Source organism: Streptomyces sp. NPDC006430, from assembly GCF_040612395.1.
Taxonomy (GTDB): Bacteria; Actinomycetota; Actinomycetes; order Streptomycetales; family Streptomycetaceae; genus Streptomyces.
Genome location: NZ_JBEXQA010000017.1, coordinates 11,359 through 34,094 on the forward strand (window position 1 = coordinate 11,359; position 22,736 = coordinate 34,094).

Sequence of the window (22,736 nt, forward strand, 5' to 3'; positions counted from 1 at the left end):
GTTCGATACGGGCCGGTTCGATACGGGCCGGTTCGATACGGGCCGGTTCGATACGGGCCGGTTCGATACGGGCCGGTTCGATACGGGCCGGTTCGATACGGGCCGGTTCGAAGCCGATGCCTCCTGGTCTGTGAGCGGCCCATGCCCAGCCCCGGACCGCCGTCGGACGCTGATCAGAGAGAAGCGCGTAGCGATCTGACGCGCGGGCCCGCCGGCCCGCCTCGGAGGACGGGCAGACGGGCCCGCACCCCGCCCCCGAAGACCAGAGGTCCGGCCCTGCTTCCCTGATGGGCCGGGCAGGGGTCGGTCCCCGGTGACCGTTCTTTTGGGGGCTTCCCGACAGTCCTGTCTTTCCGGGGCGGGACGGGCGGTCAAGGGTGGCCGCAGGCCATCGCGCAGCGACGCGACCGAAGGGAGCGCCCTTGAGGGCCCGGCACGACACGGACAGACGATCGGACTGACGGGAAACCCCCAAGCCCACCCCGATACCGCCCAACCGAGCTCCCGCCCCCACCCCACCCCGACCGGCAAGACAACAAAGCCAAGTGGACCGAGCAGCCCAGGCAGATCTATGAGGGCAAGTGGACCTGGGAGGGCAAGTGGTCCAGGCGGTTCAGGATGACGCCCTCACGCAGGGCCCACGGGCAGATCTCCAGCGCGTCGACGCCGAAGAGGTCCATCGCGCCCTCGGCGACGAGCGCCCCCGCCAGGAGCTGGGTGGCGCGGCCCTCCGAGACCCCCGGGAGGGCGCACCGCTGCGCGGTCGTCATCGCCGCGAGCCGGGGGACCCATTCCTCCAGGGACTTGCGGGTCAGGTCCCGCTGTACGTACAGGCCGTCTGCCGAACGCGCGGCACCCGCGATGCGCGCCAGCTGCTTGAAGGTCTTGGACGTCGCCACCACGTGGTCCGGTGCCCCGAAGCGGGTGAACACACCGACCGAGCGGGCGATCTGCGCCCGTGCGTGGCGGCGCAGGGCCCGGACGTCGCCCGCGTCCGGCGGGTCGCCGGGGAGCCAGCCCGCGGTGAGCCGGCCCGCACCGAGCGGGAGGGAGACGGCTGCGTCGGGGTCCTCGTCGATGCCGTACGCGATCTCCAGCGAGCCGCCGCCGATGTCGAGGACCAGCAGTTTGCCCGCGGACCAGCCGAACCAGCGGCGGGCGGCGAGGAAGGTGAGCCGCGCTTCGTCCTCGCCACTGAGGATGGAGAGGTCGATGCCGGTCTCAAGCTTCACGCGGGCCAGTACCTCGTCCGCGTTCGTGGCCTCGCGCACGGCGCTGGTCGCGAAGGGCAAGACGTCCTCGCAGCCCTTGTCCTCGGCGGCCTGCACGGCGTCGCCGATGACCGCGAGGAGGCGCTCGACGCCCTCCGGCGTGACCGCTCCGTGCTCATCGAGCAGCTCCGCCAGCCGCAATTCCACCTTGTGCGAGTGCGCCGGCTGCGGGCGCGCGCCGGGGTGCGCGTCCACCACCAGCAGATGGATCGTGTTCGAACCCACGTCAAGGACACCGAGTCTCATACGAGGAAACGCTACTGTGCCGCTGGAGTATGGGTGGAGTAAGGGGCGCTTAGGCTTGGGTATGTGCCCAATACGAAGAAGGCCAACAAGTCCAAGACCATCAAGAAGGCCAAGGCCAAGGCCAAAACCTCGGTCGCCCGCGACGAGGACGAGAAGGGTCTCGACTTCCCGCGGGCCTGGGTGGAATTCCCCGACCCCGCCGATGACGAGCAGGTCTTCCGCTGCGACCTGACCTGGCTGACCTCCCGCTGGACGTGCATCTTCGGCAGCGGCTGCCAGGGCATCCAGGCCGGTCGGGCCGATGACGGCTGCTGCACCCTCGGCGCGCACTTCTCGGACGAGGACGACCAGAAGCGGGTGGCTGAGAACGTGGCGCGGCTGACGCCCGAGCTGTGGCAGTTCCACGACGTCGGCACCGAGTCGGGCTGGGTGCAGAAGGACGACGACGGGGAGCGCCAGACCCGGCGCTGGGACGGTGCCTGCATCTTCCTGAACCGGCCCGGCTTCCCGGCCGGCGCCGGCTGCTCCCTGCACATCCTGGCACTGAAGAACGGCCAGGAGCCGCTGGAGACCAAGCCCGACGTGTGCTGGCAGTTGCCGATCCGCAGGACGTACGAGTGGATCGACCGGCCCGACGACACCCGCGTACTCCAGGTGTCGATCGGCGAGTACGACCGGCGCGGCTGGGGTCCGGGCGGGCACGACCTGCACTGGTGGTGCACGTCGGCGACGTCCGCCCACGGCGCCGGCGAGCCCGTGTACGTGTCGTACCGCCCCGAGCTGACCGAGCTGATGGGCAAGGAGGGGTACGACGCCCTCGTGAAGCTGTGCGAGGCACGGCTGGCCTCGCTGCTGCCGATGGCCCCGCACCCCGCGGACCCGGTCGTCTAGTACGGGTCGGCCCGGCACGGCCCGTGCGTTCGTAGTGACGACGAGGTCACAGCTCAACGGTCTGGCTGTGACCTCGTTGCTCGTGGTGGCCTCAGGTCAGCACGGTCAGCTCAGGACCGTCAGGACCGTCAGGACCGTCAGGTCGGTCAGGTCGGTCAGGTCGGTCAGGTCGGTCAGGTCGGTCAGGTCGGTCAGGTCGGTCAGGTCAAGACGACGACCTTGTGCATGCCCTTGACCGCGTGCGGGAGGCCGATCCGGTCGTCCGGGACGAAGCAGAGGAGCACGTACGTGCCCGGGGGCAGGTTCCGGGTCTCCAGCAGTGCGGACCGGCCGGGGGAAACAACTCCGAGGCCGACGGGCCGCCCGGTGAAGGGCAGGGGACCGGAAGCGGTGCGGTCGAAGACGGCCTGGATCTGGGCGTCCGTGGTGCCGGGCGCGACGGGCTGCACCGCCATCTCGTGCAGCTCGTTCGAGGAGTTGTGCACCAGGATGCTGTCCTCGGCCCGGTCGAGTCCGTGGACGTCGAAGCGGGGGCCGTCGGGGGTGTCCCGTTCGATCACCAGGCTGTCGGCGAAGTCCGTCAGGTCCCCCGACCTCCCGTAGCCGCGCAGCTGCAGCGTGCGGGTGATCGGGTGCGCCGGGTCCGCGAGGAAGGCGCCGAAGTCGAGCAGGACGATCTCACCCGCGGTGATCGGGGTGGTGAACGTCTCCGAGACCGATGGGGTGACCTGGGCCCCGCCGAACAGCTCCGCCTCGTCGCGCACCGCGGCTATGCCCTCGACGGTGGGGACGGGCTGGTGGCTGACGGCCTTGGCGAGGTCGGCCAGCACCTGGTCCACCGTCACGCCGGCGTGCGGCCGGAAGGCCTGGAGGAAGTGACCGTTAGGGTCGTCGGTCCTGACACGGAAGGTCACCAGGCCGGCCTGCGCGAACTGGGGCGCCTCGATGCCGGACGCCGTGATCCGCACGTCGACCGGCCTCGGCGCACGCCGGTCGAGACCGGCCTGCTCCTGGGCGTCGTCATGGTCCGTCGTGCTGGCGACGGCCGGACCGCCGAGGGAGGTGGCGAGGACGAGCGCGGCTGAGGCCGCCGCTCGCACCCCGTGCTTGAGCAGTGCGGTACGCATGGGTCTCCTGTCGTGGAATGGCCCCCCGAACCAGGGCGGCACCTGTGGAGCCCGGGCGGCGTCAGCCACGCACACTACGGTTTCGATCAAAAAAACCGACGCCCGAACTGACGCATTCCACAAAGGAGTTGGCTTCGATTTCGGCCACGCCCAAGACGGCCGCGACGCCGGCGTCCGCACGCCCGATCGACAGTTCCCGAGGGGACCCTCGGGCCCCGGACGGAGCGGGTGCGTCCCTACGGCGAAGCCGGTGCCGGGGCGCTCGGGTCCGCAGGCGGGGAAACCGTTCCTTCAGACGTGGTCGGGGTCGGCGTCGGGGTCGGAGTCGGCGTGGGTGACTCCGTGGGCGTGTGCGTGGGCGCGGGTGTGTGCGTGGGAGCGGGCGTCGGGTGCTCCGGTTCCGGCTTCGTCGGCGTGGGCGCCGGGCGGCCTCGGCCCTGGATGGAGACCACCGCGCCGCCGGGGTCCACCCCGACCCGGGCGGACCAGGCACCCACGGGCTGTGCCTCGGCGTCCACCGTGATCCACAGAGTGACCGATTCTCCCGGGGCCAGGGTGCCCGCCGTCCGGCTCGCGCGCAGCCACGGCGCGTCGGACCAGAGCCGCCAGTCCACGGGGGCTCCGCCGGAGGCGGTGAGGGTGAGCACGGTGGTGCTCCCGTGCGAGGACGCAGTGACGCCGAGCCGGCCGGGAGCGCCCGCCCGGTCGGAGGTGACCGGCGCCCCGCTGCTGATCACCTCGACGGAGACGTCCGGGGCGTCCGGGGCGTCCGGGGAGTTGCCGCCGGTGGCGACGCCGGGCTCGCTCGTGGTGCGGGCGGTGTTGCCGGCGTTCTCGTAGGTACGCAGCGGCAGCCCGCCCGGGTGCGGGGGCGGGATCTCGGACTCGCTCGCGGAGATCCGGGTGGACTCCGCGCCTACGGGTTCACCGGTGTCTGGGGCGCCGCGGTACGCCGCCCAGAGCGCGAGGATCGGAGCCGCGACGACGGTAGCGACGACGGTGGTGGTCACGGCCCGGGCGCGCAACCGGTCGCGGCGGGCCGCACGGTCCCTGGGATCGATCGGGAAGCCGGCCCGGTCGAAGCGCGGGCCGGGCCGGCGCCGGCCGCGCCCGCCGGAGCCGAGCATGGCTGCGCGGACGGCGGTGCGCGGGGCCGGGACCAGCGGGAGGGCGGCTTCGATGCCACCCGTGCCGGGCCAGGGGGAGGCGGCATCGACGCGTTCGGCGACGCGCCGGCACCGCGGACAGTCGTCGACGTGGCGCACGAGCTCGGCCCGCAGGGTGGTGGACAGGAGCACCTGCCCGTCGCCGGTGAGCCGCGACACGGAGGGGCAGTTGCCGGCTTCGACGACGGCGAGGGCGGCGCGGGTCCGCTCCACCTCGCAGGCCGCGCCGGACAGCAGCTCCCGGGCGGCGGCGGGGGGCGTACCGAGGACCGAGGCGAGTTCGGGGACGCCGAGACGGTGGCGGACGGCGAGTTCGAGGGCCTCGCGCTGTGCGGGGGTGGTCCCGGCGGCCTCGGGCCAGGCGAGCCGGGCCAGCTCGGTGCGCCGGTACGCGCTCACGTCCAGGGAGCGGTGCGCCTCCGGCGGGGGCTCGGCGGGGGTGTGCTCCGGCGTGCGCCGGGCGGAATGCGCCCCCTGCCGGACCCGCCGATGCTCTGCCAGCTGCCGCAGGCAACCCCACCGGGCGAGGGCATACAGCCAAGCCCGCCGGTCCCCCTCGTCCGGGCAGCGCCCGGAATGCCGCTCCGCCAAGGCGAGGACCTCGGCGAGGACCTCGGTGGCGGTGTCGTGGTCGCACAGGACCGAGAGGCAGTACGTGAACAGGCCGTCCAGGTACGGCTCGTGCCGGAAGGGAGGCGGTTGTTCTCTTTCGGGGCCCTCGGCGGGCATGCGCCCGTGCGCCCGGTGTGCGCCGGTGCACGGGGCGAGGTGTTCCTGGTCGCTGCTGCTCACCCTGGCGAAGGTAGGCCGCACGCCGGTGACGGCCGTGAAGCCTTCAGCTGTTTTAGCCCTTACGGGTGAACAGATCGGGCACCCGCTGACCGCGGCCCTGACGCCGGGCAGACCGGGGGCCCGGCCAGACCGGGTAGGGCCGAGGCCGGGCGCCAGGCCCCGGGGCCGGGCCAGGCCCGGGGCCCAGTCAGACCGGGGGCCCGGCCAGACCCGGGAGGACCGGGGGCCGGACCGGGGAGGGCCGCGGGCTGGGGGCGGACCAAAGAGGGGGCGCAGGGCGCAGGGCGCAGGGCGCAGGGCGCAGGGTGGGAATGGGCTGCTGGCCGGGGGGTTGTCATAGGGGCCGGATACCGTGGGCCGCATGGCTGCCCGTACATCTCGTTCATCCGCCAAGGACCGGCCGTCCTACCGCTGCTCCGAGTGCGGATACACCACCGCGAAGTGGCTCGGGCGGTGCCCCGAATGCCAGGCGTGGGGCACCGTGGAGGAAATGGGCGGCGCACCCGCCGTACGGACCACCGCAGCCGGGCGGGTGTCGGCGCCCGCGCTCCCGATCGCGCAGGTAGACGGCCGGACGGCGACCGCCCGCAGCACCGGCGTGGACGAACTGGACCGGGTCCTCGGCGGCGGGCTCGTACCGGGGGCCGTGGTGCTGCTCGCCGGCGAGCCGGGCGTCGGGAAGTCGACGCTGCTGCTGGACGTGGCGGCCAAGGCGGCCGGCGAGGCCCACCGCACCCTGTACGTCACGGGCGAGGAGTCGGCGAGCCAGGTGCGGCTGCGGGCCGACCGGATCAACGCCCTGAACGACCACCTCTACCTCGCGGCCGAGACGGACCTGTCCGCCGTACTGGGCCACCTCGACGCCGTGCAGCCCTCGCTGCTGGTCCTGGACTCCGTCCAGACCGTGGCCTCCCCCGAGATCGACGGCGCGCCCGGCGGCATGGCCCAGGTGCGCGAGGTGGCCGGGGCGCTGATCCGGGCCTCCAAGGAGCGCGGGATGGCCACGCTGTTGGTCGGGCACGTCACCAAGGACGGGGCGATCGCCGGTCCGCGCCTCCTCGAACACCTGGTGGACGTCGTCCTGAGCTTCGAGGGCGACCGGCACGCCCGGCTGCGCCTGGTGCGCGGCATCAAGAACCGCTACGGGGCCACCGATGAGGTCGGCTGCTTCGAACTGCACGACGAGGGGATCACCGGGCTCGCCGACCCGAGCGGGCTGTTCCTCACACGGCGTGCGGAAGCCGTTCCCGGGACCTGTCTGACGGTGACCCTTGAGGGCAAGCGCCCGCTGGTCGCCGAAGTGCAGGCGCTGACCGTTGACTCGCAGATCCCCTCGCCCCGCCGGACCACCTCGGGCCTGGAGACCTCCCGCGTCTCGATGATGCTGGCGGTGCTGGAACAGCGCGGACGCATCACCGCGCTCGGCAAGCGCGACATCTACAGCGCCACCGTGGGCGGGGTGAAGCTCACCGAGCCCGCCGCCGACCTGGCGATCGCGCTCGCGCTGGCGTCGGCCGCCAGCGACGTCCCCCTACCGAAGAACCTCGTGGCGATCGGCGAGGTCGGACTCGCGGGCGAAGTGCGGCGCGTGACCGGTGTGCAGCGGCGTCTCGCGGAGGCGCACCGGCTCGGTTTCACGCACGCCCTGGTGCCCGTCGATCCCGGGAGGGTGCCGGTGGGGATGAAGGTCATCGAGGTGGCGGACGTGGGCGACGCGCTGCGGGTCCTGCCGCGCGGGCGGTCGCGGGCGGCGGCCAAGGAGTAGCGGCGCCCAAGGAGTAGCGGCGGTCAAGGAGTAGCAGAGGAGGAGCCGGCGAACGGCCACCGAGGCAACGGGCACCCAAGCCCCGAGCAGCCGGCACAGAGCCACCGAGCCACCGAGCCAACGGGCCACCCGAGCCCACCAACATCCGCCAACATCCGCCGTCAACAGCCCGCCGACGAGGCGCCGGCGGGCCGCCGAGCGCCTGGTGAGGGGGCCTGTACGGGGCCCCTCACGGGCGCACCTGGCCAAGCCACGGCGGGCGCGCAGCGCGCGCCGGTAGACTTTGTGCTGGTCCGCCCGGCCGTACGCAGGCGGCGCAACCCGCGACCGGAGGAGTGCAGTGGCAGCCAAGGACGGGGCAGCAGCATCCGGCAAGTCGGGCGCGAGCTCCAAGCAGGAGGCCATGATGCGTGCCTCGCTGAGCGCGGTCGCACCTGGTCAGCCCCTGCGCGACGGTCTGGAACGGATCGTCCGCGGCAACACCGGCGGCCTCATCGTCCTCGGGATGGACAAGACCGTCGAGTCGATGTGCACGGGCGGTTTCGTGCTGGACGTGGAGTTCACCGCCACCCGGCTGCGCGAGCTGTGCAAGCTCGACGGTGCGTTGATCCTGGACAAGGACATCAGCAAGATCCTGCGGGCCGGGGTGCAGCTGGTCCCGGACGCGTCGATCCCGACGGAGGAGACGGGCACCCGTCACCGCACGGCGGACCGCGTCTCGAAGCAGTGCGGGTTCCCCGTCGTGTCGGTGTCCCAGTCGATGCGGCTGATCGCGCTGTACGTGGACGGGGAGCGGCGCGTCCTGGAGGAGTCCGGGGCGATCCTGTCGCGGGCGAACCAGGCCCTGGCCACGCTGGAGCGCTACAAGCTGCGCCTGGACGAGGTCGCCGGCACGCTGTCCGCGCTGGAGATCGAGGACCTGGTCACGGTGCGCGACGTCACGGCGGTCGCGCAGCGGCTGGAAATGGTGCGTCGCATCGCCACGGAAATCGCGGAATACGTGGTCGAGCTGGGCACGGACGGGCGACTGCTGTCGCTCCAGCTGGACGAGCTGACGGTGGGGATCGAGCAGGAGCGGGAGCTCGTGGTCCGGGACTACGTTCCGGAGCCGACCGCGAAGCGCTCCCGCACGGTGGAGGAAGCCCTGCCGGCACTGGACGCACTGACGCATCCGGAGCTGCTGGAGCTCGCCATCGTGGCGAGGGCGTTGGGGTACACGGGCTCGCCGGAGACCTTGGACTCGGCGGTGTCCCCGCGCGGCTACCGGCTGCTGGCGAAGGTTCCGCGGCTGCCGGGGGCGATCATCGAGCGGCTGGTGGAGCACTTCGGGGGCCTGCAGAAGCTGCTGGCCGCGAGCGTCGACGACCTGCAGACGGTCGACGGGGTCGGCGAGGCCCGGGCGCGAAGCGTCCGCGAGGGCCTGTCGCGTCTGGCCGAGTCCTCGATCCTCGAACGCTACGTCTAGTGCTGTGGCCGGAAGGGTTTGCCGGTGAACCCTTCCGGTCACAGCACTAGCTACTGGGCCGTCCCTTTCGGGACGGCCCGGGGCAATACAGCTAGTCCTGCTTCAGGACGAAGGACGTCCGGGCCACCGGCATGCCGGGGGACTTGACCTCCACCACGTACGTGTCCGGGGCCGCGCTGCCCGCCGGGGGCGTCTGGCACTGGTCCGCTGCGCTGAACTTCCTGTCCCACTCCAGCAACTGCTTCGTCTCGCCCTGGGCCGGCACCCGGAAGAACGCGTTGCCCGCGCCCGTCGGGCAGTCCGCCGAGGACCAGACGGCCTTGCTGCTGCTCGCCTGGAGGATGGTCAGGACCGCCTGCTTCGGGCCGAGGTCGATCTTGCAGGTCGTTCCGGAGACGTTGCGCGCGACCAGTTCGAGGCGCGGCTTCTCGTTGGTCTCGTACTCGTTCTTCACGCTCTTGACCTCCCACTGGAGCCCGCTCGGGGCACAGGTGGGAAGCGGGGAGTCCGCCGGGACCTGGGCAGCCGCGCCGCCGGCGCCGCCGCCACTGCTGCCGGTGTTGCTGCCGCCGGAAGCAGAACCGGAAGCAGAACCGGAACCGGGAGTCGCGCCCGGACTGCCGCCCTGCTCGCCGTTCTTGCCCGCTCCGGCACCCGACTCCGCACGTCCGCCCGGCGCCTGACTGATCGCCGGCCCGGTGCCCGACGGTCCCGGGGTGATCGAGGTGACGGGATCGGGCCCTTTCGGACCCTTGCCGCTCGTACTCGACTTTCCCCCACCGGAACTGACGGTCCATACGGCGAGGAGCGCGAGCAGCGCGACAACGGACGCCAACACAGCCCTCCGTCGCCAATAGATGGAGGAGGGGAGCGGCCCGACCGGATTGCGCATAGATCCCACGGACGGAACTTTACGAGAAGCCGCGGCCCGTTCCGCGCCCCACATGCCGCGCAAGCGGCTTGTTTTGCCGATGATCATCCTGCGGGTGGACGTCGGAGCGTAGAGAATCGGCCAACGGTCTCGCCTGGGGCCCGGCCCTTTGGGTACGGTCGGTGATCATGAGCACCTCCGACCTGTACCGCGACATCACCGACTCCGCCCACTGGGCACCCGGCTGGGTGCAGTCGGCGTTCGAGGTCTGGACGGAGTACGGACTGCTGCTCTTCGGCGTGCTCTTCGCCGTCGTCTGGTGGCGTTCGCGGGCACGCCACGACCCTCGGGCCGTCGCCCTCGCCGTCCTCGCGCCGCTCGCGACCGCCGTGGCGTACGTCGCGTCCGAGGCGGTGAAGTCCGGTGTGGCCGAGGAGCGGCCCTGCCGGGCCGTGGTCGGGGCAGTCGCCTCCCTCGTCCCGTGCCCCGCCCCAGGAGACTGGTCCTTCCCCAGCAACCACTCGGCCCTCGCGGGAGCCGCCGCGGTGGCCTTGACCCTCGCGGTGCGCCGCCTCGCGCTGCTGACCGTTCCGATGGCGCTGCTGATGGCCTTCTCTCGGGTCTTCGTCGGTGTCCACTACCCCCACGACGTGGCGATGGGCCTGCTGCTCGGTGGTTCGCTCGCCGCGTTGGTCGTCCTCGCCCTCACAGGTCCGCTCACCACGATCACCACCGCCATGCGGGCGAGCGGCGGGCGCGCCGCTGTCTGGTTCACCGGCCCGGGCCCCGCGCGGCAGGCCGGAAACATGCCAGGATGCCGTCTGCCATGACTGCATCCACCAGCCCTTCCCCCGACGTCTCCCACGCGCTGCACTCCCCGGTCATCGCCTGGTTCGAGGAGCACGCCCGCGACCTTCCCTGGCGCCGCCCCGAGGCCGGCCCCTGGGGGGTCATGGTCAGCGAGTTCATGCTCCAGCAGACCCCCGTCAGCCGGGTCCTGCCCGTGTACGAGCAGTGGCTCACCCGCTGGCCCCGCCCCGCCGACCTGGCCGCCGAGGCCCCCGGCGAGGCCGTACGGGCTTGGGGGCGGCTCGGCTATCCCCGGCGCGCCCTGCGCCTGCACGGGGCGGCCGTCGCGATAACGGAGCGGCACGGTGGCGACGTACCGCGGGACCACACGCAGCTGCTCGCGCTGCCCGGGATCGGCGAGTACACCGCGGCTGCGGTGGCCTCGTTCGCGTACGGGCAGCGGCACGCCGTGCTGGACACCAACGTCCGTCGGGTCTTCGCCCGCACCACGACGGGGGTCGAGTACCCGCCGAACGCCACCACTGCCGCCGAGCGACGCCTGGCCCGGACCCTGTTGCCCGAGGACGAGGGCACCGCGGCCCGCTGGGCGGCGGCCTCGATGGAACTCGGCGCGCTGGTGTGCACGGCCAAGTCTCCGGACTGCGCGCGCTGCCCGGTCGCCGGGCTGTGCGCGTGGCGGCTCGCGGGTAAGCCGGCGCACGAGGGTCCGCCCCGGCGCGGTCAGACGTACGCCGGGACGGACCGGCAGGTGCGCGGCAAGCTGCTCGCCGTGCTCCGGGAAGCGGTCGGACCGGTCCCGCAGGCCGTACTCGACACCGTCTGGGACGAGCCCGTGCAGCGGGCCCGGGCGCTGGACGGGCTGGTGTCCGACGGGCTGGTCGAACCGCTCGCCGCTGGGATGTACCGGCTGCCGCAGGGCCCCGCCACAAACTGACTCCCAGATTCCGTTTATCTCGACGAAACCCCAGCTCACGACGCTGTTACACAACCTATGGGTGTCCGTGCGCCCACCGAAGGCTGACCCGCACAGGCCCGTGACAACGCCTCCGTACTTTCGAATCCGTAGGGGAGCGGACGAGCGGTTGCACGAAACGGAGGCGGTCAGAGATGGCGCACGGCGAGGTACTCGGATTCGAGGAGTACGTACGCACTCGGCAGGACGCGCTGCTGCGCAGTGCCCGGCGCCTGGTCCCGGACCCCACCGACGCGCAGGACCTCCTGCAGACCGCCCTGGTCCGCACGTACGGCCGCTGGGACGGCATCGCCGACAAGTCCCTGGCCGATGCCTACCTGCGCCGCGTCATGATCAACACCCGTACCGAGTGGTGGCGTGCCCGCAAACTCGAAGAGGTCCCCACCGAGCAGCTCCCGGACGCCTCCGTCGAGGACGGCACCGAACAGCGTGCCGACCGCGCCCTGCTGATGGACATCCTCAAGGTGCTCGCACCCAAGCAGCGCAGCGTGGTCGTGCTGCGACACTGGGAGCAGATGAGCACCGAGGAGACGGCTGCGGCGCTCGGCATGTCGGCGGGTACTGTGAAGAGCACCCTGCACCGCGCGTTGGCCCGACTCCGGCAGGAGCTGGAGAGCCGGGACCTGGACATGCGCGCGTTGGAGCGCGGTGACCACCGCGGTGACCACACCATCCGGTACGAGGGGCGTGAGCGGTGCGCGGCCTGAACGGCCAAAGCCTGAACGGCAGAAGTTCTCCCCCGGGGACCCCTTGGAGGGGGCCCCTTGTGTTGATGTCGGCGGGGACGGTCGTCCTCGTCGGCACCGTGCTGTTCGCGGCCGGCTGCGCCACCGGCGGGACCGGTCTGCGCGACGGCGGCCCAGCCCGCACCGAACCGGTGTCCAAGAGCGGCTCGGTGACCACCCCGCCCGGCCACGCCCCGGCCTCCGCCTCGCCCTCGGGCAAGGCGCTCAAGGCGGTCGACCCCGTCGCACTGCTCCAGGCCGACCCCAAGGTCAGCGCCGAGGTCAAGCGGGGCCTCAAGCCCTGCACGGGCAAGGAGTACCCGGTCGACGTGAGCTACGGGAAGATCACCGGAAGCGCCGTCGTCGACATCGTCGTCAACGTGCTCTCCTGCGCCGACGCACTCGGGGTCGGCTCGTACGTGTACCGGGAGGACGGCGGGAAGTACGAGAATGTGTTCTCGGACGAACAACCCCCCGTCTACGCCGAGATCGACCGGGGTGACCTGGTGGTCACCAAGCCCGTGTACGCGAAGAGCGACGCCCTCGCCTACCCGTCCGGCGAGGACGTGATCACGTACCGCTGGAACGGGGAGAAGTTCACCGAGCAGGACCGGGTGCACACCGACTACAGCAACATCGACGGGGGACAGCCCGCTCCGGCCAGCACCACCAAGAACTGACGGACCGAAGTAGCGAAGAACCGAGGCGAGGCTTCCGCATGGCCGAGACCCATGTCCTGTTCGTGGAGGACGACGACGTCATCCGTGAGGCCACGACCCTGGCGCTGGAGCGCGACGGGTTCGTGGTCACCGCCATGCCCGACGGCCTCTCCGGCCTGGAGTCCTTCCGGTCCAACCGGCCGGACATCGCGCTGCTCGACGTGATGGTGCCCGGCATGGACGGGGTGAGCCTGTGCCGCCGGATCCGTGACGAGTCCACCGTCCCGGTGATCATGCTGTCGGCGCGCGCCGACTCCATCGACGTGGTGCTGGGCCTGGAGGCCGGCGCCGACGACTACGTCACCAAGCCCTTCGACGGCTCGGTCCTCGTCGCACGCATCCGTGCGGTGCTCCGTCGCTTCGGCCACGCCGGCGGCCCCCAGAACGGCGGCCCGGGCGCGAACGGCGAAGAGGGGTCCGAAGAGCGCGGCGTGCTCGTCTTCGGCGACCTGGAGGTCGATACCGAGGGCATGGAGGTCCGCAAGGCCGGTACGCCGGTCGCGCTCACGCCGACCGAGATGCGGCTGCTGCTGGAATTCTCCTCCGCACCCGGCACCGTGCTGTCCCGCGACCGGCTCCTGGAACGCGTCTGGGACTACGACTGGGGCGGCGACACCCGCGTCGTGGACGTCCACGTCCAGCGGCTGCGCACCAAGATCGGACAGGACCGGATCGAAACGGTCCGGGGCTTCGGATACAAGCTCAAGGGATGAGACGCGTCACCCTGCGCACGGGGATCCGCTGGAAGATCACGCTCGCCATCGCCTGCGTGGGCGCGCTCACCGCCGTAGCGCTGAGCCTGGTGGTGCACAGCGCCGCCCGCGTGTCGATGCTGGAGAGCGCCCGCGATACGCAACTGGAACGGGTGCAGTACTTCGCGCGCACCGCCGAGACAGGGCGCAAGCCCCCCATGGGGGTCAAGCTCAACGATCCCGACCTGCCGGCCGAACTGCGGGAGAAGGCACGGTCCGGGCGGCGCGGAACGTACGTGCAGGAGACCCGGCGCGGAATTCCGGAGGTCTGGGCTGCCGTACCGCTCGGCAACGGCCAGGTGCTGTCCTTGCACCTGCCGTTCAAGGAGAGCGTCAACATGGTGCGCGACCTGGACCGGGCCCTGGTCGTCGGCTCACTGGCCGTCGTGATGGGCGGCTCGGCGCTGGGCGTACTCATCGGCGGGCAGATTTCGAGCCGGCTGCGCAAGGCCGCAGCCGCCGCGCAGCGGGTGGCGCACGGGGACCCCGACGTACGGGTGCGGGACGCGGTCGGCGGCGTCGTACGGGACGAGACCGACGACCTCGCGCGGGCCGTGGACGCCATGGCCGATGCGCTCCAGCAGCGGCTGGAGGCCGAGCGACGGGTGACCGCGGACATCGCGCACGAGCTGCGGACCCCGGTGACGGGCCTGCTCACGGCGGCAGAGCTGCTGCCTCCGGGCCGGCCGACCGAACTCGTGCGGGACCGGGCACAGGCGCTGCGTGCGCTGGTCGAGGACGTACTGGAGGTGGCCCGGCTGGACAGCGCGTCCGAGCGGGCGGAGCTACAGGACGTGGCGCTGGGCGAGTTCGTGAGCCGGCGGGCACGCGCCCTGATGCCCGAGGCCACCGTACGGATCGTCGCGGACGAGATCGTCAGCACCGACCCGCGGCGCCTGGAGCGGATCCTCGGCAACCTCCTCGCGAACGCCTCGCGGTACGGGCAGCCGCCGGTGCAGGTCGATGTCGAGGGCCGGGTCGTCCGGGTCCGGGACCACGGGCCGGGCTTCCCCGAGGCTCTGCTGCGCGAGGGGCCGAGCCGGTTCAGGACCGGATCGACGGACCGCGCCGGGGTGGGACACGGACTGGGGCTGACCATCGCGGAGGGGCAGGCGCGGGTGCTGGGCGCCCGGCTGACGTTCCGCAACGTGGCTGCCCCCGGCGTCGCTACCCGCGAGGGCGCGGCGGCCGGCGCCGTGGCGGTGCTGTGGCTGCCGGAGCACGCCCCGACAGCGACGGGAAGCTTCCCGACCATCACGCTCCCGGGGTAGGCCGCGGGCGGGCGGGGGTCCCGCCCGGCCCACCCCCCGCGGCCAGCGTCCGCGGTCTCGCAGCCGCGGTCCACGGTGCCCGGCTGGTGCGGCTCGCCCCGGCGGGCGGGCCCCCTGTTGCGGCAACCGATCGGGACCGGGCCGTACGGCTGAGCGGGCCCGTGTTTTAGCATCCCTGGCATGACCGACGGTACGAATCCCCCCAGCAACCCGCAGCCCGAGCCCGCCCCGGGGAACGGGGGCTACGGGTTCCCGCCGGTCCCGCCGGCCCCCGGAGCCGGCTACGGCTACCCGCCCGGCCCACCAGCGCCGGGCGGCGGCGGAGGCTACGGCTACCCGCCCGGCCCACCGGCGCCGGGCGGCGGCGGAGGCTTCGGCCCACCGCCGCAGGTCCCGCCCGCGGAGGGCGGTGGCTACGGCTATCCGCAGCCGGGCGCCCAGCCGAACCCGAACCAGTACGGGCCGCCCCCGGCGGGTCCGTCACCGCAGCAGTGGGCCCAAGGGCTCCCGAACATGGGCGCGCCGACGGCACCCGGCGGTCCGGGACCCGGGATCCCGGGGCAGTTCGTTCCCCAGTCGGACCAGCCCGACTGGGAGGCCATGGCCGACCGCTCGGCGGCCGAGCGGCGCAAGAAGCGGCTGTGGATGATCGGCGGCGCGGTGACCGTACTGGCGCTGCTCGCCGGCGGAGGAGCGTTCCTGCTGGTGGGCGGCGACCAGGGCAAGGACGAGGCGGACGACAAGCAGTCCCCGTCCCCGTCCGTGTCGGCCTCCCCCTCCCCCAGCGGGTCGAAGAGCAAGGCCCCCGTCGACAACACTCCGACCGTCAAGGACGACCCGACCCAGATCCGTGACCGCAGCGGCAAGGCCCCGCTGAAGATGGGCCCGGACGCCGGGGTGTTCCCGATCGACAAGCGCTTCGAGGTGCGGACGAAGGGCAACGAGAACTCGTACGCCGAGTCCGAGAAGCGCGTCGTGGACACGTCCAAGAGCTTCACCGTCTCGGCCCGCGTCTGGAACCGCGCCGCCAAGGGCCGCCAGATGGCCGTCAGCCAGGGCAACGAGAAGTCCTTCTCGTTCGAGCTGGGCCTGGACCAGGTGAACGGCAAGTCGGCCTGGGTCTTCCGCGTCCAGACGGGCGACCAGGGGGCCGAGGCGACCACGGTGACGGTCAGCGGTGAAAGTCCCAAGATGGAGAAGACCTTCGCTTTGTTGACGGGGACCTACGACGCCGAACGCAAGCAGATCGCCCTGTACGTCAACGGGAAGAAGGCGGGCGAGGCCCCCGTCCCCGGCGTCTTCCAGGCCCAAGGACCGCTGGAACTGGCCCGCTCCCGCCACGAGGACAAGTGGACCGCGCCGTGGAGCGGCGCCATGGACAGCGTGCAGACGTACGACGTGATGCTGTCGCCGGCCCAGATCGACACCCTCAAGGCCGGCAAGGTCGACCCGTCGACCAAGCCGACGGGCTCCTGGCTGCTGTTCTGACCGGCTGCGGGCCGAACTCGGGCCGCTGCTCGGGCCGCGGCCCGGTCTGCGGCCCGGTCTGCGGCCCGGGTCAGACGGTGACGCCGGCGTTGCGCAGGAACACGACCGGGTTCACGGCCGAGCCGTAGTTCGGGGTGGTCCGGATCTCGAAGTGGAGGTGCGGGCCGCTGGAGTTTCCGGTGTTGCCGGACAGCGCGATCTTGGAGCCCTTGGCGACCTTCTGGCCGATCCGGACCTTGATCTTCGAGAGGTGCGCGTACTGCGAGTACGTCTTGTTCGCGTGCTTGATCACGATGGCGTTGCCGTAGGCCGGGCCGTCGCCGCCGCCGTTCGGGCCGGCCTTGACGACGATGCCGCTGTGAACGGCCTTGACCGGGGTGCCGACGGGGCAGGCGAAGTCCTGACCCGAGTGCTTGTGGGACCACATGGTGCCGCCCCTGCCGAAGGTCGCGGAGAGCGTGTAGCTCGCGACCGGCTTCTGCCAGGTGACGGCGTTCGCGGCGGCCTTGGCCGCCGCGTCCTTGGCTGCTGCGGTCTTCGCGGCGGCGGCCTGGGCGGAAGCCTGCGCGGCGACCAGCTGGGCGGTACCGGTGAGGGCAGTCCGGGGGGCCTCGTCGGCGAAGGCGGCGGTCGTCCCGGCCCCGAGAGTCAGAGCCGCGCCGAGGGCGGTGGCGCCGATGGCTATACGGGTACGACGGGTGCTGACGCGCTTCGCGAACATGAAGGGGACCTCCGGGGCCGGGGACAAGGACGGGACGGGCATGAAGCCACCCGGCGTGCTGGGAAGCGGGTGCCGGGCTTGCCCATCCTTGGTAACCCGTGTCCCACCACATCCCCAAACCTCCCGATTACTACCGGGACTCGTAAGTGCAGGCGGTGTGACGTAGCCGGTTGACCGCCTCACCACTGGGGTGAGGGCTGGGACAAAACGGACACTGGATCTACGAGATCTCCTAGTAGGTCCGATTTGTCCTGTGTGGCTTGTCACCGGCGCGGGGCCTACGGAGGGCCCTGGGTCCCCGGCCACGGCCGGCCACGACCACGGCCCACGACGGCCCACGACGGCCCACGACGGCCCACGACGGCCCACAGCAAAGGGGCGGCCCCGGAACCTTTCGGTTCCGGGGCCGCCCCTTTTGCCTAACCGCCTATCGCGTTACGCGCCCTTCGAGAGGTCCGGGCCCGAGCCCGACGCCTCGATCGGGGGGAGGTCCGGCAGAGCGGACTTCTCCTCGCCGCGGAAGGTGAACTTGGCTTCTTCGCCCTCACCCTCCTTGCCCACGACCACGATGTGACCGGGACGCAGCTCGCCGAAGAGGATCTTCTCCGACAGGATGTCCTCGATCTCGCGCTGGATGGTCCGGCGCAGCGGGCGGGCGCCCAGGATCGGGTCGTAGCCCCGCTTGGCGAGCAGGAGCTTCGCGTCGCCGCTCAGCTCGATGCCCATGTCGCGGTCCTTCAGGCGCTCGTCGACCTTGGCGATCATCAGGTCGACGATCTGGATGATGTCTTCCTGCGACAGCTGGTGGAAGACGACCGTGTCGTCGACGCGGTTGAGGAACTCCGGCCGGAAGTGCTGCTTGAGCTCTTCGTTGACCTTCGCCTTCATCCGGTCGTATCCGGACTTGACGTCGCCCTGGGCCGCGAAGCCCAGGTTGAAGCCCTTCGAGATGTCCCGGGTACCCAGGTTGGTCGTCATGATGATGACCGTGTTCTTGAAGTCCACGACCCGGCCCTGGGAGTCGGTCAGGCGACCGTCCTCCAGGATCTGGAGAAGGGAATTGAAGATATCCGGGTGGGCCTTCTCGACCTCGTCGAAGAGGACGACGGAGAACGGCTTGCGGCGCACCTTCTCGGTGAGCTGGCCGCCCTCTTCGTAGCCCACGTAGCCGGGGGGCGAACCGAAGAGACGGGAAACCGTGTGCTTCTCGCTGAACTCCGACATGTCGAGGGAGATCAGCGCGTCCTCGTCGCCGAAGAGGAATTCGGCGAGCGTCTTGGAGAGCTCGGTCTTACCGACACCGGACGGGCCGGCGAAGATGAACGAGCCACCCGGGCGCTTCGGGTCCTTCAGACCCGCACGGGTACGGCGGATCGCCTGGGAGAGCGCCCTGATGGCGTCCTTCTGGCCGATGACCCGCTTGTGGAGCTCGTCCTCCATGCGGAGCAGTCGCGAGGACTCCTCCTCGGTGAGCTTGAAGACGGGAATGCCGGTCGCCGTCGCGAGGACCTCGGCGATGAGCTCGCCGTCGACCTCGGCCACGACGTCCATGTCGCCGGCCTTCCATTCCTTCTCGCGCTTGGCCTTCGCCGCCAGCAGCTGCTTCTCCTTGTCGCGCAGAGACGCTGCCTTCTCGAAGTCCTGGGAGTCGATGGCCGACTCCTTGTCGCGGCGCACGCCCGCGATCTTCTCGTCGAACTCGCGGAGGTCCGGCGGCGCGGTCATCCGGCGGATGCGCATCCGGGAACCGGCCTCGTCGATCAGGTCGATCGCCTTGTCCGGGAGGAAGCGGTCCGAGATGTACCGGTCGGCCAGGGTGGCCGCCTGCACGAGGGCCTCGTCCGTGATGGAGACGCGGTGGTGGGCCTCGTAGCGGTCGCGCAGGCCCTTGAGGATCTCGATCGTGTGGGGGAGGGAAGGCTCCGCCACCTGGATCGGCTGGAAGCGGCGCTCAAGGGCCGCGTCCTTCTCAAGGTGCTTGCGGTACTCGTCCAGGGTCGTGGCACCGATGGTCTGGAGCTCACCACGGGCCAGCATGGGCTTGAGGATGCTGGCGGCGTCGATCGCGCCTTCGGCGGCGCCCGCACCCACGAGGGTGTGGAGCTCGTCGATGAACAGGATGATGTCGCCGCGGGTGCGGATCTCCTTGAGCACCTTCTTCAGGCGCTCCTCGAAGTCACCGCGGTAGCGGGAGCCCGCGACCAGGGCGCCGAGGTCCAGGGTGTAGAGGTGCTTGTCCTTGAGGGTCTCGGGCACCTCGCCCTTGACGATCGCCTGGGCCAGGCCCTCGACGACGGCGGTCTTGCCGACGCCGGGCTCGCCGATGAGGACCGGGTTGTTCTTGGTGCGGCGGGACAGGACCTGCATGACCCGCTCGATCTCCTTCTCGCGCCCGATGACCGGGTCGAGCTTGGATTCGCGGGCGGCCTGCGTGAGGTTGCGGCCGAACTGGTCCAGGACGAGCGAGGTCGAGGGGGTACCCTCGGCCGGGCCGCCGGCCGTGGCCGACTCCTTGCCTCCGCCGGAGTAGCCGGAGAGCAGCTGGATGACCTGCTGCCGGACTCGGTTGAGATCGGCGCCCAGCTTCACCAGGACCTGGGCGGCGACGCCCTCGCCCTCGCGAATGAGGCCGAGCAGGATGTGCTCGGTGCCGATGTAGTTGTGGCCGAGCTGGAGGGCCTCTCGGAGCGACAGCTCCAGGACCTTCTTCGCCCGCGGGGTGAAGGGGATGTGGCCGGACGGGGCCTGCTGCCCCTGACCGATGATCTCCTCAACCTGCTGGCGAACAGCCTCGAGCGAAATCCCGAGGCTCTCCAGGGCCTTAGCGGCGACACCCTCACCCTCGTGGATCAAGCCCAGGAGGATGTGCTCGGTGCCGATGTAGTTGTGGTTGAGCATCCGGGCTTCTTCCTGAGCCAGGACGACAACCCGCCGCGCGCGGTCGGTGAACCTCTCGAACATCGTTTATCGCTCCTCAGAGCGGTCGGGCAGTTCGGGGTCGGTCCCCGCCCTGTCCTTCCGCATGCTAGTCCCGTGAGGCGGGACAGCTCATTCCAACTGCCGACATCCCTCCACGGCTCACCCCCACCTTCGTAGGGAAAACCGGCTTGCAGAGCCGACAACTGCTCCAACCCGATGGTGCGAGACGATGTTCCCGCAGGCCAGGCAGATACCCGTCACACGTGTACGCCGATGGCGAACGCACGCCGCTCAAATCCGCGTGTCGCCCCGCTCCACTAGGAATGTCTTACCCGTAAGGACTGGGACTCCATGCCGGCGACACCCGTTCCCTCCGCTACGGGCGAACAAGTTTCCGACTCGAATCCGGGACTCCGTCCCGCTGGACCTCTACGTTCCGCATCGCCTCCGGCGCGCTGCGTAACTCCGTGCCGGGTTCGGAGTTGCTCCGGGCATGGCCGTCACCGTTCCGCTCCCCCGCATCGCGCCCGAGGACTCGTACGCGTCCTGGTACGAGGGGGTGTTGGGCTGGAGCGTCGCGGGTGGGTCCCCGGCCCAACTGGTCACCGGAACGCGGTTCGACGTACTGGAGCTGCCGAGCGACGCCGGGACGGAACTGCTGCGCCGGCCCGTCTCCACGGGTCCGGTGGCGCGCATGGGGCGCAAGATGCGGTTCCTGGTGGCCGCGGGGAGCGCGGCCGAGCTGGACGGGTTGCTCGACTGGCTGGAGTGGGGCGGGGTCGCCCTGGATCTCACCGCAGTGGGAGTGGGCGGCCGGATCACGGCCCCGGCACCCCCGGGACACCCCCTGGAGGAAAGTTCCCGGGGGGCCGCCGTGTGGTTGCGACCCCCCGAGCAGGGGTGTGAGGCACTGCTGCCGTCCCTGCCCGGTCCGGGGCAGGGCGCCGGTCCCCGGCAGGGAGCTGCCGGGCCGGATCTCGTACGCCTCGTCGCCGCGGCGGCGACGGAATGCCACCGGGCGCGCCTGCGGCGGCGTACGCCCCCACGAGCACGAGAGGCCGCGGGTCAGCCCTTGGCGTTCTCGTAGGCCTCGCGGATGTCCTGCGGGACGCGCCCGCGGTCGTTGACGCTCATCCCCTGGGCCTTGGCCCACGCGCGGATCTCGGCGGTGTCCGGGTGGCCGGACGTCGCTGCGGCCCGACCCTTGGCGCGGCCCGCGCCGGCACGGCCACCGGTGCGGCGACCGCCCTTGGTGTAGGGCTCGAGCAGACCACGAAGCTTTTCCGCGTTGGCGGTGGTGAGGTCGATCTCGTAGGTCTTGCCATCCAGAGCGAACGTCACGGTCTCGTCCGCCTCGCCACCGTCGAGGTCGTCGACAAGAAGGACCTGAACCTTCTGTGCCACCGGGATTTCCTTTCATCGAAAAGCAGTACGCGGAAAGGAAACCGCTTTTGCCTGGAAAACACAAACCCCCCTGGAGAGGTTCGAGACCGCAACGGGGCGGGAAACGTGCGCGATTCGGACATAGGCCACAGGTGCGCGGAGACGGGAAAAGCCGCCGTGATCGTTCAGAGGTGCAGAAGCATCCGACTGTTGCCCAAGGTGTTCGGCTTCACCCGTTCGAGACCGAGGAACTCGGCTACACCCTCGTCATAGGAACGCAGGAGCTCCATGTAGACGTCGGTCTCGACGGGCGTCTCGCCGATCTCGACGAAGCCGTGCTTCGTGAAGAAGTCCACTTCGAAGGTCAGGCAGAAAACTCTCCGCACGCCCAGCGTGCGGGCGGTGTGCAACAACTGCTGGAGCAGCTGATGGCCGACTCCGGCGCCCTTCAACTCGCGGTCGACCGCGAGAGTGCGCACTTCGGCGAGGTCTTCCCACATGACGTGGAGAGCGCCGCAGCCCACCACCTGGCGGTCACTGTCGCGTTCCGCGACCCAGAACTCCTGGATGTCCTCGTAAAGGACGACCGGGGCTTTGTCGAGGAGGATCCGCTGCTGCACGTACTGGTCGAGCAGGCGGCGCAGTGCGGGAACATCGCTGGTGCGGGCTCGGCGGATCGTCACTGTTTTTGCGTGTGCAGCGGAAAACTCACCCATGCCCGGACGCTATCGCCCCGGCTCGGTCCCCCGCTCGGCGGAGTCCCCTTCGGCGGGAGCGGCTTCGGGGGCGGCTCCGGGGGCGGCTCCGGTAGCCGTTGCGGTGGGCGCCGGCGCGGCCGGCTCAGCGGACCCGGCGGGGGGCGTAGCGGACCCGGTGGGGGGCGTAGCGGACCCGGCGGCGGCCTCGGCGGCCGACTCCTCGTCGTGCTGGACGATCCGGATGGCGTCCCGGAGGGCTTCGCGCTGTTCCGCGGACATCATGCCGAAGAAGGCCACGAGAGCAGCCGCGGGACTGTCACTCGTCGACCAGGCTTCGTTCATCAGTGCGGCCGAGTAGGCGGCGCGGGTGGAGACCGCGGTATATCGATAGGCGCGGCCTTCGGCTTCCCGGCGGACCCAGCCCTTCTGATGGAGATTGTCCATAACCGTCATGACCGTGGTGTAGGCGATGGACCGTTCCTGCTGGAGGTCTTCCAGGACTTCCCGAACGGTGACCGGGCGGTTCCACTGCCACACCCGCGTCATGACGGCGTCTTCGAGTTCTCCCAAGGGGCGAGGCACAACAGCACGATAGTGCGGAATGTACTGAATTGCCCGGCTATTCGAAGCGGAACGCGCAACAAATCGGGGGTCCGCTCCGGCGAGGTCAGGGGGCGTACGGC

General features: G+C 71.1%; 21 protein-coding genes. 12 read left to right on the plus strand and 9 right to left on the minus strand.

The annotated features are described in order from the left end of the window. A partial coding sequence (locus ABZZ20_RS23020) for a hypothetical protein (protein ID WP_356872396.1) occupies positions 1-199 on the plus strand: 199 nt, incomplete at its 5' end. 370 nt (positions 200-569) lie between these two features. Here ABZZ20_RS23020 and ABZZ20_RS23025 read toward each other — a convergent pair. Then, positions 570-1,517, minus strand: coding sequence for a Ppx/GppA phosphatase family protein (locus ABZZ20_RS23025; protein ID WP_356872398.1), 948 nt, complete (start codon positions 1,515-1,517; stop codon positions 570-572). A gap of 63 nt (positions 1,518-1,580) precedes the next feature. Between ABZZ20_RS23025 and ABZZ20_RS23030 the strand changes: the two genes are divergently transcribed. Next, positions 1,581-2,408 (plus strand): hypothetical protein, encoded by an 828-nt coding sequence (locus ABZZ20_RS23030; RefSeq protein WP_356872400.1) that lies wholly within the window; start codon positions 1,581-1,583, stop codon positions 2,406-2,408. A gap of 200 nt (positions 2,409-2,608) precedes the next feature. On the opposite strand, the gene ABZZ20_RS23035 is transcribed toward ABZZ20_RS23030, so the two are convergent. Then, positions 2,609-3,535: a hypothetical protein gene (locus tag ABZZ20_RS23035; protein WP_356872402.1), complete on the minus strand. Its 927-nt coding sequence runs from the start codon at positions 3,533-3,535 to the stop codon at positions 2,609-2,611. Positions 3,536-3,771: 236 nt separating this feature from the next. Then, positions 3,772-5,493 carry a hypothetical protein gene (locus ABZZ20_RS23040; RefSeq protein WP_356872404.1) on the minus strand — a complete coding sequence of 574 codons (1,722 nt, stop codon included), beginning with the start codon at positions 5,491-5,493 and terminating at the stop codon, positions 3,772-3,774. Between the two features lie 361 nt (positions 5,494-5,854). Here ABZZ20_RS23040 and radA point away from each other — a divergent pair, with 361 nt between their 5' ends. Next, positions 5,855-7,258, plus strand: coding sequence for a DNA repair protein RadA (gene radA, locus ABZZ20_RS23045; protein ID WP_356872405.1), 1,404 nt, complete (start codon positions 5,855-5,857; stop codon positions 7,256-7,258). 340 nt (positions 7,259-7,598) lie between these two features. Next, on the plus strand, positions 7,599-8,723 hold the full coding sequence (gene disA, locus ABZZ20_RS23050) for a DNA integrity scanning diadenylate cyclase DisA (protein WP_356872407.1): 1,125 nt from the start codon (positions 7,599-7,601) through the stop codon (positions 8,721-8,723). Between the two features lie 91 nt (positions 8,724-8,814). Here the strand turns inward: disA and ABZZ20_RS23055 are convergent, their stop codons facing one another. Next, on the minus strand, positions 8,815-9,561 hold the full coding sequence (locus ABZZ20_RS23055) for a hypothetical protein (RefSeq protein ID WP_356872409.1): 747 nt from the start codon (positions 9,559-9,561) through the stop codon (positions 8,815-8,817). A gap of 221 nt (positions 9,562-9,782) precedes the next feature. Here ABZZ20_RS23055 and ABZZ20_RS23060 point away from each other — a divergent pair, with 221 nt between their 5' ends. The 7 genes from ABZZ20_RS23060 (at position 9,783) to ABZZ20_RS23090 (ending at position 16,332) form a co-directional block, all read left to right on the plus strand. Continuing rightward, the gene (locus ABZZ20_RS23060) at positions 9,783-10,424 is read left to right on the plus strand and encodes a phosphatase PAP2 family protein (RefSeq protein WP_356872411.1); all 642 of its coding nucleotides are present in this window, start codon (positions 9,783-9,785) and stop codon (positions 10,422-10,424) included. After that, positions 10,421-11,338: an A/G-specific adenine glycosylase gene (locus ABZZ20_RS23065; protein ID WP_356872413.1), complete on the plus strand. Its 918-nt coding sequence runs from the start codon at positions 10,421-10,423 to the stop codon at positions 11,336-11,338. Before ABZZ20_RS23060 ends, ABZZ20_RS23065 begins: the two co-directional genes overlap by 4 nt. 173 nt (positions 11,339-11,511) lie before the next feature. Beyond that, a complete protein-coding gene (locus tag ABZZ20_RS23070; RefSeq protein WP_356872415.1) occupies positions 11,512-12,084 on the plus strand; it encodes a SigE family RNA polymerase sigma factor in 573 nt (190 codons plus the stop codon). A gap of 65 nt (positions 12,085-12,149) precedes the next feature. Next, on the plus strand, positions 12,150-12,782 hold the full coding sequence (locus tag ABZZ20_RS23075) for a hypothetical protein (protein WP_356872624.1): 633 nt from the start codon (positions 12,150-12,152) through the stop codon (positions 12,780-12,782). Positions 12,783-12,820: 38 nt separating this feature from the next. Then, on the plus strand, positions 12,821-13,534 hold the full coding sequence (cseB, locus tag ABZZ20_RS23080) for a two-component system response regulator CseB (RefSeq protein WP_356872417.1): 714 nt from the start codon (positions 12,821-12,823) through the stop codon (positions 13,532-13,534). Beyond that, positions 13,531-14,844, plus strand: coding sequence for a two-component system sensor histidine kinase CseC (gene cseC, locus ABZZ20_RS23085; RefSeq protein WP_356872419.1), 1,314 nt, complete (start codon positions 13,531-13,533; stop codon positions 14,842-14,844). The genes cseB and cseC overlap by 4 nt, the downstream gene beginning before the upstream one ends. Positions 14,845-15,024: 180 nt before the next feature. Continuing rightward, complete coding sequence (locus ABZZ20_RS23090; protein WP_356872421.1) at positions 15,025-16,332, plus strand: LamG-like jellyroll fold domain-containing protein; 1,308 nt, start codon at positions 15,025-15,027, stop codon at positions 16,330-16,332. Between the two features lie 70 nt (positions 16,333-16,402). Here ABZZ20_RS23090 and ABZZ20_RS23095 read toward each other — a convergent pair whose 3' ends face one another. Both ABZZ20_RS23095 and ABZZ20_RS23100 read right to left on the minus strand, forming a co-directional pair. Then, the gene (locus ABZZ20_RS23095) at positions 16,403-17,053 is read right to left on the minus strand and encodes a M23 family metallopeptidase (RefSeq protein WP_356872423.1); all 651 of its coding nucleotides are present in this window, start codon (positions 17,051-17,053) and stop codon (positions 16,403-16,405) included. A 435-nt stretch (positions 17,054-17,488) separates the two neighbouring features. Further along, positions 17,489-20,014, minus strand: a complete 2,526-nt coding sequence (locus tag ABZZ20_RS23100; RefSeq protein WP_356872425.1) for an ATP-dependent Clp protease ATP-binding subunit — start codon at positions 20,012-20,014, stop codon at positions 17,489-17,491. A gap of 451 nt (positions 20,015-20,465) precedes the next feature. Between ABZZ20_RS23100 and ABZZ20_RS23105 the strand changes: the two genes are divergently transcribed. Beyond that, positions 20,466-21,059: an SCO3374 family protein gene (locus ABZZ20_RS23105; RefSeq protein ID WP_356872427.1), complete on the plus strand. Its 594-nt coding sequence runs from the start codon at positions 20,466-20,468 to the stop codon at positions 21,057-21,059. Here the strand turns inward: ABZZ20_RS23105 and ABZZ20_RS23110 are convergent. The 3 genes from ABZZ20_RS23110 to ABZZ20_RS23120 form a co-directional block, all read right to left on the minus strand. Beyond that, on the minus strand, positions 21,038-21,376 hold the full coding sequence (locus ABZZ20_RS23110; RefSeq protein ID WP_356872429.1) for an Lsr2 family protein: 339 nt from the start codon (positions 21,374-21,376) through the stop codon (positions 21,038-21,040). The two genes, ABZZ20_RS23105 and ABZZ20_RS23110, sit on opposite strands and share 22 nt — an antisense overlap. A 164-nt stretch (positions 21,377-21,540) precedes the next feature. Further along, positions 21,541-22,071: an amino-acid N-acetyltransferase gene (locus tag ABZZ20_RS23115; protein ID WP_356872431.1), complete on the minus strand. Its 531-nt coding sequence runs from the start codon at positions 22,069-22,071 to the stop codon at positions 21,541-21,543. Positions 22,072-22,080: 9 nt separating this feature from the next. Further along, on the minus strand, positions 22,081-22,635 hold the full coding sequence (locus ABZZ20_RS23120) for a BlaI/MecI/CopY family transcriptional regulator (RefSeq protein ID WP_356872433.1): 555 nt from the start codon (positions 22,633-22,635) through the stop codon (positions 22,081-22,083). Positions 22,636-22,736 lie beyond the last annotated feature (101 nt).